The organism is Alphaproteobacteria bacterium (genome assembly GCA_035625915.1).
In the GTDB taxonomy this organism is placed as follows: domain Bacteria; phylum Pseudomonadota; class Alphaproteobacteria; order JACZXZ01; family JACZXZ01; genus DATDHA01.
This window is the reverse complement of sequence record DASPOR010000186.1, coordinates 1-12,617: the sequence shown is the minus strand read 5'-3', so window position 1 is coordinate 12,617 and position 12,617 is coordinate 1. Positions and strand designations below refer to the sequence as shown.

At 61.3% G+C, this 12,617-nt stretch carries 12 protein-coding genes; 6 read left to right on the top strand and 6 right to left on the bottom strand.

All coding sequences use genetic code 11. The features are described 5' to 3' along the window. Positions 1 to 51: 51 nt before the first annotated feature. The 5 genes from VEJ16_14575 to VEJ16_14555 all read right to left on the bottom strand — a co-directional run bounded on the left by VEJ16_14575 (position 52) and on the right by VEJ16_14555 (position 3,248). Positions 52 to 456, bottom strand: coding sequence for a type II toxin-antitoxin system HicB family antitoxin (locus VEJ16_14575; GenBank protein ID HYB10889.1), 405 nt, complete (start codon positions 454 to 456; stop codon positions 52 to 54). Positions 457 to 507: 51 nt separating this feature from the next. Then, positions 508 to 696: a type II toxin-antitoxin system HicA family toxin gene (locus VEJ16_14570; protein HYB10888.1), complete on the bottom strand. Its 189-nt coding sequence runs from the start codon at positions 694 to 696 to the stop codon at positions 508 to 510. A gap of 366 nt (positions 697 to 1,062) precedes the next feature. Next, positions 1,063 to 1,329 carry a type II toxin-antitoxin system HicB family antitoxin gene (locus VEJ16_14565; protein HYB10887.1) on the bottom strand — a complete coding sequence of 89 codons (267 nt, stop codon included), beginning with the start codon at positions 1,327 to 1,329 and terminating at the stop codon, positions 1,063 to 1,065. A 21-nt stretch (positions 1,330 to 1,350) separates the two neighbouring features. Continuing rightward, a complete protein-coding gene (locus VEJ16_14560) occupies positions 1,351 to 1,971 on the bottom strand; it encodes a SagB/ThcOx family dehydrogenase (protein HYB10886.1) in 621 nt (206 codons plus the stop codon). Positions 1,972 to 2,147: 176 nt separating this feature from the next. Then, positions 2,148 to 3,248, bottom strand: coding sequence for a mandelate racemase/muconate lactonizing enzyme family protein (locus VEJ16_14555; GenBank protein HYB10885.1), 1,101 nt, complete (start codon positions 3,246 to 3,248; stop codon positions 2,148 to 2,150). 184 nt (positions 3,249 to 3,432) lie between these two features. On the opposite strand from VEJ16_14555, the gene VEJ16_14550 reads away from it, so the two are divergent. The 6 genes from VEJ16_14550 to VEJ16_14525 all read left to right on the top strand — a co-directional run bounded on the left by VEJ16_14550 (position 3,433) and on the right by VEJ16_14525 (position 12,129). Next, positions 3,433 to 5,052, top strand: a complete 1,620-nt coding sequence (locus tag VEJ16_14550; GenBank protein ID HYB10884.1) for a GMC family oxidoreductase N-terminal domain-containing protein — start codon at positions 3,433 to 3,435, stop codon at positions 5,050 to 5,052. 179 nt (positions 5,053 to 5,231) lie between these two features. Then, on the top strand, positions 5,232 to 6,830 hold the full coding sequence (locus VEJ16_14545) for an ABC transporter substrate-binding protein (protein HYB10883.1): 1,599 nt from the start codon (positions 5,232 to 5,234) through the stop codon (positions 6,828 to 6,830). Between the two features lie 120 nt (positions 6,831 to 6,950). Next, on the top strand, positions 6,951 to 8,546 hold the full coding sequence (locus VEJ16_14540; GenBank protein HYB10882.1) for an ABC transporter substrate-binding protein: 1,596 nt from the start codon (positions 6,951 to 6,953) through the stop codon (positions 8,544 to 8,546). A 34-nt stretch (positions 8,547 to 8,580) separates the two neighbouring features. Continuing rightward, positions 8,581 to 9,561 carry an ABC transporter permease gene (locus tag VEJ16_14535; GenBank protein HYB10881.1) on the top strand — a complete coding sequence of 327 codons (981 nt, stop codon included), beginning with the start codon at positions 8,581 to 8,583 and terminating at the stop codon, positions 9,559 to 9,561. Then, positions 9,558 to 10,481 carry an ABC transporter permease gene (locus VEJ16_14530; protein ID HYB10880.1) on the top strand — a complete coding sequence of 308 codons (924 nt, stop codon included), beginning with the start codon at positions 9,558 to 9,560 and terminating at the stop codon, positions 10,479 to 10,481. Before VEJ16_14535 ends, VEJ16_14530 begins: the two co-directional genes overlap by 4 nt. Further along, complete coding sequence (locus VEJ16_14525) at positions 10,471 to 12,129, top strand: ABC transporter ATP-binding protein (protein HYB10879.1); 1,659 nt, start codon at positions 10,471 to 10,473, stop codon at positions 12,127 to 12,129. Before VEJ16_14530 ends, VEJ16_14525 begins: the two co-directional genes overlap by 11 nt. A 35-nt stretch (positions 12,130 to 12,164) precedes the next feature. Here the strand turns inward: VEJ16_14525 and VEJ16_14520 are convergent. Beyond that, positions 12,165 to 12,617: acyl-CoA dehydrogenase (locus tag VEJ16_14520; GenBank protein ID HYB10878.1), on the bottom strand; the 453-nt coding region annotated here is incomplete at its 5' end.

Sequence of the window (12,617 nt, the reverse complement as noted above, 5' to 3'; positions counted from 1 at the left end):
CCGGCCCGCCACGGCACAGCCACGTTGAACCACGAGGCGCGCGGTGCCGCCCTATGCCGCCTCTTCTCGAATGACCTTCCGCGCAGCGTGGGCGAGAAAACCAGAGCGTGTGTAACCCTGACTTTCTGCGAAACGATCGATTTCCTGAAGGACGTCTTTGGGCAGGGTGATATTGAGCCGCACGATTTTCCGCGCATGACGCGCCGGAGCGTCGACCAGCACAGCAACGCCATCGCGATTTTCGGGGTCGCTCATGACCTGCGTCAGGTCACTGGGTTCCGGAATTGCATCGCCGTCCTCAATCATGCCCTCGATGTGAAAGGCGAGAGCCTCGGCCGCGAGTGTGCGCGCTTGGTCGAGCGTGCTACCCGCCGTGATGCAGCCCGGAAAGTCGGGAAACGAAACGCCGTAGTCACTCCCATCATCCTTATGGATAAGCGCAATATATGACGCCATTAAAGTCTCCTTTGACCCTAGCCCTACTGGGCCTAATCGCCAGGGCCGCATTTACCTCAGCTTGACCCCAGACTGCCTTTCAATGCTACGAAGGGTCCCGATTGTGACGTCTTTTGCTGGATGAACGACCGTCACGCGGCCCTTCTTTGTCGGGTGTCTGAACTGCTTGTGGCTACCTTTCTGGGCCACTTCGTACCAGCCATCGGCTTCAATCTTTTTGATTATTTGCCGGCTATCCACATATGTATTCTATACACACTCCTTTATGCCTAGATAGCAAAAATTACACACGCAGTGTACACTATTCTGTGAAATTGCCTCAATAACTTGTATTGACGAGCAAACATCGCGAGTGCGGCGAGTGCTCGAATCCCAAGCCGGAGACACAATCGAACGTAGCGACCCATAGGCTGGATTTCCCCTGAGACGGCCGCATGGGTCGCAGCTCATAGTCGCGTACCATCGATCCTGGCCGCGGGGCCATAGGATTTGGAACACCTCTTCTGGATAAGCGTGTGGCAGGAAATTTAGAATATTAAGAACCCGATATTAAAAGATACCAGGATCCTATTTGTCACAGCACCTTTGGGTTTCGGGGCGTCGCAATCAGGCGGTTCGGTTAGGGGCCGGGACCAGTATCGGAAATCCATCATTGAAGTCGAGATTCGACATCATGGCGCCAATATCGGAAGGCTCTGGGATCGCATCACCGTCCGCGGCCATAAGCTCGATGTGTCCAGACAAAGCCTCGATTGCCATGTCGGTTGCTTCGGATAACGTCGATCCCGCTGTAATACAGCCCGGAAAATCCGGAAACGATACGCCGAAGTCGCTGTCGGGGTCCTTGTGAACGATGGCAACGTAGTATCGCATTTTTCCTCCCGCCTGCGATGCTCAACTCACGTGCCCGATTGCCATGAGGCCGAAGGGATCGTGTTTGGCTGACAAGATCTGCAGCCGCACGATAGCGTCGTCGTCGAAGCCGCCTACGAAGACACCGCCTAGGCCGAGTGCCGTCGCCTGGAGGTACATATTCTGCGCGGCATGCCCGACTTCCATATTCACGTACCGGAACCCCCGTTGGCCTATAGGCGGCTGATCCTTGAAATGGTCCAGGGCTTCGCTCGCATTTGCAGCCAAGATGACGACTACGGCAGCCTGTTCCAGCCATGGCTGTTCTCCAATCGCGGCCTTGGCGACGACGGCACGCAATTCTCGATCCGAGACGCGCTCAAGCGCGTGCGTGGCAGCAACGTAGCGATAGGCGCCAGCTCGAAGTTGATCAACGGAGCCGATCAGTACGCATAATTCCAATAAGAACATGGCCCCGGCGGAGGGTGTGTTGCGACGGCCATCCGGACCCGTGATCCCTTGTGCTGCCCAAAGCAATTGGGAGAGCTGATCCAAAGATATCGGCTTTGACTTGAAGGTTCTCGTTGTGCGGCGCGCCGCGAGAACCTGTTCGAGAACCATGGTTCCTTGGAGGCAGGGGTTGGGCAAGGCGAAGGTCGACATTATGCTTCTCAGCTCCGATTGTTAGCGAGCTATCCGGGGCTCAAAGTTAGTCTAATTACTCAAGCTTGCCCACTACCCTGCATTGCGGCGCCTGCCGTCGCGATCACAGGCTCGGCAGCAAGCGGCCTTCAGCTGACGTTTACCGAATTGCTACCGAAATTGCAGGGTCTGCGGGCCTACTCGACCTCGCTCTTGCGGTATTCGGCCTTGGCGAGCCAGTCCTTGTTGATTTCGACTCCCCAGCCCGGCCCGTCGGGAATGCGGACCTTGCCGTCCTCGATCTGGTACGGCGGGAAGAAAAGCCCTTCCTGCCAAGGGTAGTAATCCCGCCCCTCGATTGAGAACTCGACATAGGGCCCGGCGTTCCGGATGGCGCCCATGAGGTGGAGCGTGAAAATCGTGACGAGGGAGAGGTTCGCGGAGTGGGGCGTTACCGGCAGGCCGGCTGTCGTCGCCATCTCAACAACCTTGAGCGTGCGGCAGATCCCGCCGAGATAGCACACGTCGGGCTGCACCACGTCGACGGCCCGCATCTCGATCATGCGCCGCCAGGTCGGAAGCTCGCAGTCCTGCTCGCCGCCGGTCACGTCGAGATCGAGCGCATCGGCGACTTGCTTGGTCCATTCGAGTTCCCAATAGGGGCACGGCTCCTCGAAATGACAGATGCCGTTCGCCTCGAGAAGCCGGCCGACCTCGATCGCTTTCGCAGGGCTGTATGCGCTGTTGCCGTCGACGAGAAGGCGCACATCCCTACCCATCGCCTTGCGCACGGTCGGCACGATCGCCTCGGTCCGTCCCGCCCACTCATCCTCGTCGTGGCCGCATTCCTTCCCAACCCGGAATTTGAACGCGTCATAGCCAAAGTTGCCGCGCAAAGCGCGGAAGCGCTCGGCCTCGGCCTCGGGGGTGATGTCGCGCCGCATGCTCGAGGCGTAGACGGGAAAAAAGCGCGGCTTGCCGCCCAGAAGCTCGCACACACTCTTTCCGTCGAGCTTGCCGCGCAAGTCCCAGAGTGCGGTGTCGAGCCCGGCCAAGGCGCGATAGAGGTACGATCCCGGAAATTTGTGCTCCCTATCCGGAATGACGCTCACCAGCGTCTCGATGTCGAGAGCGTCTCGTCCGAGCGCCCAAGGGGCAACCTGACGATGGAGCACCAAGGCGGAGATGTCGGCATTGTAGTTCGCGACCTGCCCCCAGCCTTGACGGCCGCTCTCCGTCGTCACGCGGACAAAACCCACGAAGTCGGTCGAAAAGGTCTCGATCGATCGGATTTTCATCGCCTGCGACCCTTCCTCGTTCGATGCGGAACCTTGCGGAATGCAGACAGGTTTATACGCAAATCGGCGCACGCTTCAATCGCAGCGCCCAGTATCTGTATAAAGTGCGATTACCCATGCCGGAAGGCTCGTGCTGCCAGCCGCCGCTTGGCATACTGCGTCGATTGGAAAACGGGGTGAGCGCATGGAGTACGATTTTATCGTCGTCGGCGCCGGTTCGGCGGGATGCGTCGTTGCGAACCGTCTCACCGAGAGCGGGCGACACCGCGTACTCCTCCTGGAAGCGGGTCCATCGGATCGGCAGCCCTGGATACAAATCCCCATCGGCTACGGCAAGACCTTCTACAACCCGCGCGTCAACTGGATGTACATGACGGAGCCTGTTCCCGGTTTCGGCGATCGGACGAACTACTGGCCGCGCGGCAAGGTCCTGGGCGGGTCGAGCTCGATCAACGCCATGGTCTACATCCGCGGCCAGCCGGAGGATTTCGACGCGTGGGAAGCCCTCGGCAATCGCGGCTGGGGTTGGAAGAACATCCTGGCCGTCTATCGCCTAATCGAAGACCACGCATTCGGGGAAAGCGAGGATCATGGTGCTGGTGGCGCGCTTCATGTCACCGACATCACGAGCGAAGCCCACCCGCTATGCAGCGCTTTCATCGCCGCCGCCAACGCTTTGGGCCTTCCCCCGAATCGCGATTTCAACGGCAAATCCCAAGAAGGGGTCGGTTACTACCAGATTACCACGCGCGACGGACTGCGAATGTCGTCGTCGCGCGCCTTCCTCCGGCCGGCAATGGGACGGCCCAATCTCAAGGTCGAAACGATGGCGCAGGCAACCCGCATCCGGTTCGAGGGCGTGCGCGCGACGAGCGTTGACTATTTGCGGCATGGCATGGCGCAACAAGCATCGGCGCGACGTGGAATCGTCCTATGCGCCGGTGCGGTCAATTCCCCGCAGCTACTTCAGCTCTCCGGCATCGGACACGCGGCATTCCTCAAATCTCGCGGCATCGACGTGGTGTGCGATCGCGGGGCGGTCGGGCAGAACCTTCAGGATCACCTATGTTATGACCACGTTTATCGAGCGCGGCAGCCGACCCTCAACGACGAACTTTTCACGTTGTGGGGTAAGGCGAAGGCAGCGATGCGCTATGCCCTCTTCCGCAAAGGGCCGCTTGCGCTCAGCGTCAATCAGGCGGGCGGCTTTCTCCGCACCCGGCCCGAACTTTCGCGACCCGATCTTCAGCTTTATTTCATGCCGCTCAGTTACGAAAAGGCGGAGCCGGGCAAGCGCGCCCTCTTGAAGCCCGACCCCTTTCCGGGCTTCGTCATGAGTGCGTCGCCCTGCCGGCCGACGAGCCGCGGCCATCTCGAAATCCGCTCGAACGATCCGCTGGCGTCCCCGGCGATCTATCCAAATTATCTTTCGACCGACCACGACGTCGAAGAGCTTTTGGCGGGTGCGCGTTACCTGCGCCGTCTCGCCGCCACATCGGCGCTCGCACCGATCGTCGCCGAGGAGCTGAAGCCCGGGGCTGCCGCCGCGACCGACGACGATCTGATCGCGGACATTCGGTCGCGGAGTTACTCCGTCTTCCACCCGTGCGGCACCTGCCGGATGGGACCCGACCCGGGCACGACCGTGGTGGACGAACGGCTGAGGGTGCACGGTATCGACGGGCTTCGCGTTATCGACGCATCCATCTTCCCGACCATACCGTCTGGAAACTTGAACGGCCCAAGCATTGCGGTCGGCGCACGAGGCGTCGATTTGCTTCTTGAGGACACGGACAACGCCTGAGCGGCGGTGCTTGCCCCGATGCAAAGCATGTCGCGGGCCTGCACGAACCGACTTTCCGTGAAGCGGCCAAATCCGCGGCTTTCAGGGCGGGTTCGGCGGGAACAAGAGGCATTAATTAATTCGGCATGTTCGATTTTGCGTGCTAGAGTTCGCATGGGAGCCATGCAAGGGAGGCGCAAATGAATGAACTAGAATACTGGACCCAGCAGATCGTAAAGGGTCGAATTTCGCGGCGTGAATTCATGGGCCGTGCTGCGGCCCTCGGCGTTACGACCGCACTCGCCACGAGTATTTTGAGCAAGGCCGGCATCGGCCAGACTCCGAAGAGAGGCGGAAGCGCCAAGTTCGGATTGGCGCACGGGGCCACGACCGACACGGGCGACCCGGCCTCCTATCCAGACACGGGGACTCAGGTGCCGTTCTGGGGTGCGATGTCGAACAGCCTGACCGAGGTGGACGCGAAGGGCAACATCACGGCCGATCTTTGCGAAAGCATGGAGCCGGCCGACAACGCCGCGACCTGGATCTTCAAGTTGCGCAAGGGTGTTACCTTCCACGACGGCAAGGACTTGACGGCGGACGACGTCATCGCTTCCTACCGTCACCATATGGGCAAGGATTCGAAATCCGCCGTGAAATCGGTCCTCGATGCGGTCGCGGACATCAAGGCGGACGGCAAGAACACCGTGATCTTCAAGCTCAGCGGCGGCAATGCGGATTTTCCGTATCTCACGAGCGACTATCACATTCCGATCATGCCGGCCAACCCCGACGGCACGGCGAACTGGCAATCGAACGTGCGCACGGGTCCCTTCACCTTCGTGTCGTGGGAACCGGGCGTTCGCGCAAAACTGAAGCGCTTCCCCAATTACCACGAAGAGGGCAAGCCCTATTTCGACGAGGTCGAATTCATCAGCATCACGGACGTGACGGCGCGCCAGAACGCCTTGACGACAGGCGAAGTGCACTGGATCGGCCGCCCAGACCTCAAGACCCTCAACCTTCTCCAGAAGACCCCCAACATCGAGATCACCGAGGTCACGGGCTACGGCCACTACGTGTTCTCGATGGACACGACGGTGGCGCCCTTCAACAACAATGACGTGCGCACGGCACTCAAGTGGGCCATGAATCGCGATGAAATCGCGAAGAAGGTCTTCCTCGGACACGTGAAGGTCGGGAACGACAATCCGATCGCACCCTCGGTCAAATTCGCGATCGATCCCCAGCCGAAATACACCTACGACCCCGAGAAGGCCAAAGCCCTCCTCAAGAAGGCTGGCATGTCCGACCTCAAGGTCGACCTCTCCGCCGCGGATGCCGCATTCAACGGCTGCGTCGACGCGGCCGTGCTCTTCCAGGAGAGTGCGAAGGCCGCCGGAATCACCATCAACGTGGTGCGCGAGCCTAACGACGGCTACTTCGACAATGTGTGGCTCAAGAAGCCGTTCGTCGCCGACTACTGGAGCGGGCGTCCGACGTGCGACTGGATGTTCACCGTGGTTTACGCCAAGGGTGCTTCCTGGAACGAGACCAAATGGGACAATCCGAAGTTCAACGAAGTTCTGGTCGCGGCGCGAAGCGAGCCGGATGAGAAAAAGCGCGCCAGCATGTATGCCGAGCTGCAACAGCTCGTGCATGACGACTGCGGCCAGATGGTGATCGTCTTCAACAACTACGTGGAGGCTTGCTCGAAGAAGCTCGCCCACGGCGAAATCGCGACGAACTGGGAGGCCGACGGCCTCAAGATCGCGAAGCGCTGGTGGTTTGCCGGATAGGTGATTGACTGACGGCTCGGGCCGCACGCTCGCGTGCGGCCCGCACCTCTTGCATTGCCGAATGGCCGTTGGCGCCGAACGCCGGGGGCCGAATAAGTGGAATGCGTCAGGGAGGAGCAAATGACGGAACTCGATTACTGGACCCTGCAGATCGTAAAGGGCCGGATTTCGCGGCGCGAGTTCATGGGCCGTGCCGCGGCCCTCGGCATTACCACAGCACTTGCGACGAGCATCTTGAGCAAGGCCGGCGTCGGTGCAACGCCCAAGAAGGGCGGAAGCGCCAAGTTCGGATTGGCGCACGGGGCCACGACCGACACGGGCGACCCGGCGTCCTATCCTGACACGGCGACTCAAGTGCCATTCTGGGGCTCGATGTCGAATGGCCTGACCGAGGTGGACGCCAAGGGCAACATCACGCCCGATCTGTGCGAATCCATGGAGCCGGCCGACAAGGCGGCGACCTGGGTTTTCAAGCTGCGCAAGGGCGTCACCTTCCACAACGGCAAGGACCTGACGGCGGACGACGTCATCGCCTCCTATCGCCACCACATGGGCAAGGATTCGAAATCCGCCGTGAAATCGGTCCTCGAGGCGATCACGGACATGAAGGCGGACGGGAAGGAAACCGTCGTCTTCAAGCTCAACGGCGGCAATGCCGACTTCCCCTATATCGCGAGCGACTACCACATTCCGATCATGCCGGCGAAGCCCGACGGCTCGGCCGATTGGCAGTCGAACGTGCGCACCGGCCCGTTCTCCTTCGTGTCGTGGGAGCCGGGCGTGCGGGCGAAGTTGAAGCGCTTTGCGAACTATCACAAGCAGGGCAAGCCGTATTTCGACGAGGTGGAGTTTCTCACCGTCGCCGACGTTACGGCACGCACCAACGCGCTGACGACCGGCGAAGTGCACTGGATCGGCCGCGCCGATTTGAAGACGCTCAACCTCCTCAAGAAAAATCCGAACGTCGACATCGCCGAGGTGACGGGCTACGGCCATTACGTGTTGCCGATGGACGTGACCGTTCCCCCGTTCGACAATCTCGACGTGCGCACCGCACTCAAATGGGCGGTCAATCGCGAGGAGATCTCCCAGAAAGTCTTCCTCGGCCACGCGCTGCCCGGCAACGACAATCCGATCGCACCCTCGGTCAAGTTCGCGATCGATCCGACGCCGAAGTACAAATACGACCCCGAGAAGGCGAAGTTCCACCTGAAGAAGGCGGGCATGAGCAATCTCAAGGTCAACCTCTCCGTGGCCGATGCCGCGTTCAATGGTGCGACGGACGCTGCGGTGCTCTATCAGGCGCAGGCGAAAGCCGCGGGGATCGACCTCAACGTGGTGCGCGAGCCGAACGACGGCTATTGGGACAATGTGTGGCTCAAGAAGCCGTGGATCGCGGGCTATTGGAGCGGGCGGCCGACCTGCGACTGGATGTTCACGGTGGTCTACGCCAAGGGTGCCGCGTGGAACGAGACCAAGTGGGCGAACCCGAAGTTCAACGAGCTTCTGGTCGCGGCGCGCAGCGAGACCGACGACAAAAAGCGAGCCTCGATGTACGGCGAGATGCAGCAGCTTGTCCACGACGACTGCGGCGTCATCGTGCTTGTCTTCAACAATTACGTGGAGGCGAACTCGAAGAAGCTTGCGCACGGGACGATCGCGGCGAATTGGGAGGCCGACGGGCTCAAGATCGCCGAGCGCTGGTGGTTCGCATAAGTCTCGACTAAAGAGGCTATGGGAGCGTGAAAACGTGAGTCCTATTCTCAGGACCATACTACAGCGGCTCGGCCTCGGGCTGATCACGTTGTTCGTCGTTTCGCTCGTGATCTTCTCGGCCGTGACCATGCTGCCCGGCGATTTCGCGACCTCGATCCTCGGCCAGGCGGCGACCCCGGAGACGGTCGCCGCCTTCCGCCACCAGGTCGGGCTCGATCAGCCGCCCGCACTGCGCTACATCATGTGGATCGGCGGCGTGCTCCACGGCAATTTCGGCCAGTCGTTTTCGGGCTTGGCCGGCATCGGCGAGGGGCATGGCCGCACGGTCGTCTCGCTGATCGCACCGCGGCTTAGGAACACGCTCTTCCTTGCGAGCATGACGGCGCTGATCGCCGTGCCGCTCTCGCTCGTGCTCGGCATGCTCGCAGCCCTCTACCGGAACAGCTTCTTCGACCGCACGGTGAATTTCGTGACACTCACGACGATCTCGGTGCCGGAATTCTTCGTGGCGTATATCCTGATGCTGTTCCTCGCGGTCAAGTACCCGATTTTCTACTCCCTCGCCAATGTCTCCCCGGATACGCCGTTTTTCGAGCGCGTTGCGCGATGCACGCTGCCCTCCATGACGCTCGTGCTGGTGATCGTCGCCCACATGATGCGCATGACGCGCGCGTCGATCATCAATCTCCTGGCCCATCCCTATATCGAGACGGCGCGGCTCAAGGGCGTGACCCCGGGGCGCATCATCTACCGCCACGCGCTGCCTAATGCGCTGGCGCCGATCGCCACCGTCGTCGCGATCAACCTCGCGTATCTGATCGTTGGCGTGGTCGTCGTCGAGGTGGTGTTCGTCTATCCAGGAATCGGCCAGCTTATGGTCGATTCCGTGTCGGCGCGCGACATACCCGTCGTCCAGGCCTGCGCCTTGATTTTCGCCGTGACCTATATCGGTCTCAACCTGTTGGCCGATATCGTGTCGATTGTCACCAACCCCAGACTCCTGCACCCGCGATGACCGTCAAACCCGACGAGTATCCTGGAGATGCATTCGCCGAAGCGGCCGGCGGCGGGCGCGCACACGGATATGTGCGGCGGACGGCGTTCGAGACGGCATGGCGCGCCCTCAGGCATGCGCCGCTGACCGCATGGTTCGGCATTATCGTGATCCTCAGCTACGTGGTGTTGGCGATATTCGCTCCCCTCCTCGCGCCATACGGGGAATCGCAAGTCGTCGGCGCGCAGTACGAGGAGTGGGGTGCCCAGTACTTCTTCGGCACGGATCAGCTCGGCCGCGACATGCTCTCCCGCCTCATCTTTGGCGCGCGCAACACGGTCGGGATAGCACTGCTCACGACCTGCCTCGCCTTCTTCATTGGCGGCGTACTCGGTCTTCTCGCCGCGATACTCGGCGGGTGGACCGACCAGCTCCTCGCCCGCGCCGTCGACATCCTCATGGCGATTCCGCAGCTCATCTTCGCGTTGATGCTGCTCTCGATCGTCGGCTCGTCGATACCCAATCTCATCGTGATCATCGCCGTCCTCGATTCGACCCGCGTCTTCCGGCTGACCCGAGCGGTTTCGATGAACGTCGTGGTGCTGGATTTCGTCGAAGCGGCCCGATTGCAGGGCGAGAAGATCGGATGGATCATGGCGCGCGAGGTTCTTCCGAACATCCTTCCCCCGCTTGCGGCCGAATTCGGCTTGCGGTTCTGCTTCGTTTTCCTGACGATCAGCGCATTGTCCTTCCTCGGCCTCGGCATCCAGCCGCCGACCGCGGATTGGGGCTCGATGGTGCGCGAGAACTCCACCCTCATCACCTATGGCGACGTGACGCCGCTGCTTCCGGCCGGCGCCATAGCGCTACTTACGATTGCCGTGAATTTCGTGGTCGATTGGTTCTTGCACAAGACAAGCGGGCTCAAAGATGAACGTTAACGACGATCGCGCGAATAGAGATAGGGCGAGTAGCGGCAACGCTACTCTCGTCGACGTGCGCGGATTGCGCATCGAAGGGCAATCCGACGAACGCTGGCAGGAAATCGTCAAGGGCATCGATTTGACGGTGCGCCGCGGCGAGGTGCTGGGGCTCATCGGGGAGTCGGGTGCCGGCAAATCGACGATCGGGCTCGCGACCATGGGCTATGCCCGGCCCGGCTGCCGCATTACGGCCGGCAGCGTGGTGTTCGACGGGGTCGATCTCCTCAAGCTCGATGACGCCGCCAGGCGACGGATTTGGGGGAAACGGATCGCCTATGTGGCGCAGTCGGCGGCGGCCTCCTTCAATCCCGCGCACAAGCTCATCGACCAGTGCGTCGAGGCGCCGACGAATCACCGGATCGCCAATGACGATGACGCAAGGCGCAACGTCGTCGACATGTTCGAGCGCTTGCGCCTGCCCGACGCAGAGCATTTCGGCATGCGTTATCCGCATCAGGTTTCGGGCGGCCAACTTCAACGCGCCATGACCGCGATGGCCATGGCCTGCCGGCCGGACCTCATCGTCTTCGACGAGCCGACGACAGCACTCGACGTGACGACGCAAATCGAAGTGCTCGCCGCCATCAAGAACGTCGTGCGCGAGCTGCAAACGGCCGCCATCTACATTTCCCACGATCTGGCCGTCGTCGCTCAGATGGCCGATCGCGTCATGGTGCTGCGCTATGGCGAGCTGGTCGAGGAAGCGCCGACGCGCGTCATGCTTTCGAATCCCCAGCAGGCTTATACCAAATCCCTTTGGGCCGTCCGCGCGTTGCGAAAGGACGAGATGCCGGGCGAGGATACCTTGCTTCGGATCGACGGAGTCGATGCGCGCTATGGCGCCCTCAAGGTCCTTCACAACATCAACGTCCAGGTTCCCCGCGGCCGGACGGTCGCCGTCGTGGGCGAGTCGGGCTCGGGCAAATCGACTCTCGCACGCACGATCACGGGCCTTCTTCCGCCTTCGGCGGGTGCGATCCTCTTCGACGGCAAAGCACTTCCTACCCGGCTCAAGGACCGCGACAAGACGCTCCTCCAACGCATTCAGATGATCTATCAGATGCCCGACACGGCGCTCAATCCGCGCCGCCGGGTTCACGACATCATCGGCCGGCCGCTCGAGCATCATCTGGGGTTGAAGGGGGCCGCCAAGCAGCGCCGAACCATCGAACTTCTCGAGATGATCGAACTCGACGAGCGGTTCATGGACCGCCTGCCGAGTGAACTATCGGGCGGCCAGAAACAGCGTGTCTGCATCGCGCGCGCGCTTGCGATCAATCCCGAGCTGATCATCTGCGACGAGGTGACCTCGGCCCTCGACCAGCTCGTCGCGGAGGAAATCCTGAAGCTTCTGCTCCGGCTCCAAAAGGAACTCGGCGTCACATATCTTTACATCACCCACGATCTGGCGACGGTGAAGGCGATCGCCGACGAAATCGTCGTCATGCATCAAGGGCGCGTGGTCGAGAGTGGGGCGAAATCCCGCGTCCTGTCCCCGCCGCATCACGCCTACACGGAATTGCTGCTCTCCTCCGTGCCGGAGATGGACCCGGATTGGCTCGATCAGATCCTCGCCAAGCGAAAGGTCGCCGGCGCGCGGGCATGACCGGCGCGCGTTAAGCGCCCCACGCCCGACCGTCGTCACACCCAGCCCGTATAGGCCGTGAGACCGCGCTTCTTGATCTGGCCGGCGATGATCGCGCGCTGGATTTCCGAGGTTCCTTCCCATATCCGATCGACGCGGATGTCGCGATAGAGCCGCTCGACCGGGTTCTCGCGCATGTAACCTCGGCCACCAAGGATCTGCAGCGCCTTGTCGATCACCCGGCCGGCCATTTCCGAGGCGTGAAGCTTCACGGCACTCGCGCGCGCGTGGATGAGCTTGCGGTCGATGCCGCGATCGATTTCCCACGCCACACGATAGACGAGGCTCTTCGCCGCCATGATCTCGACCGCCATGTCGGCCAGCATGAACTCGATCGCTTGGAAATCCCGGATGGGCCGGCCGAACTGGACTCGCTCGCTTGCATAACGATTGGCGGTGTCGGCAGCACGGATCGCCGCACCGAGACAATTAGCCGCGATCTGCAGCCG

What these genes read in the sequence shown, in the direction of transcription:
- VEJ16_14550 (HYB10884.1), top strand. Translation starts at nt 3,433, where the DNA reads ATGGAGTACGATTTTATCGTCGTCGGCGCCGGTTCGGCGGGATGCGTC.
- VEJ16_14555 (HYB10885.1), bottom strand. Translation starts at nt 3,248, where the DNA reads ATGAAAATCCGATCGATCGAGACCTTTTCGACCGACTTCGTGGGTTTT.
- VEJ16_14560 (HYB10886.1), bottom strand. Translation starts at nt 1,971, where the DNA reads ATGTCGACCTTCGCCTTGCCCAACCCCTGCCTCCAAGGAACCATGGTT.
- VEJ16_14575 (HYB10889.1), bottom strand. Translation starts at nt 456, where the DNA reads ATGGCGTCATATATTGCGCTTATCCATAAGGATGATGGGAGTGACTAC.
- VEJ16_14530 (HYB10880.1), top strand. Translation starts at nt 9,558, where the DNA reads ATGACCGTCAAACCCGACGAGTATCCTGGAGATGCATTCGCCGAAGCG.
- VEJ16_14525 (HYB10879.1), top strand. Translation starts at nt 10,471, where the DNA reads ATGAACGTTAACGACGATCGCGCGAATAGAGATAGGGCGAGTAGCGGC.
- VEJ16_14565 (HYB10887.1), bottom strand. Translation starts at nt 1,329, where the DNA reads ATGCGATACTACGTTGCCATCGTTCACAAGGACCCCGACAGCGACTTC.
- VEJ16_14545 (HYB10883.1), top strand. Translation starts at nt 5,232, where the DNA reads ATGAATGAACTAGAATACTGGACCCAGCAGATCGTAAAGGGTCGAATT.
- VEJ16_14540 (HYB10882.1), top strand. Translation starts at nt 6,951, where the DNA reads ATGACGGAACTCGATTACTGGACCCTGCAGATCGTAAAGGGCCGGATT.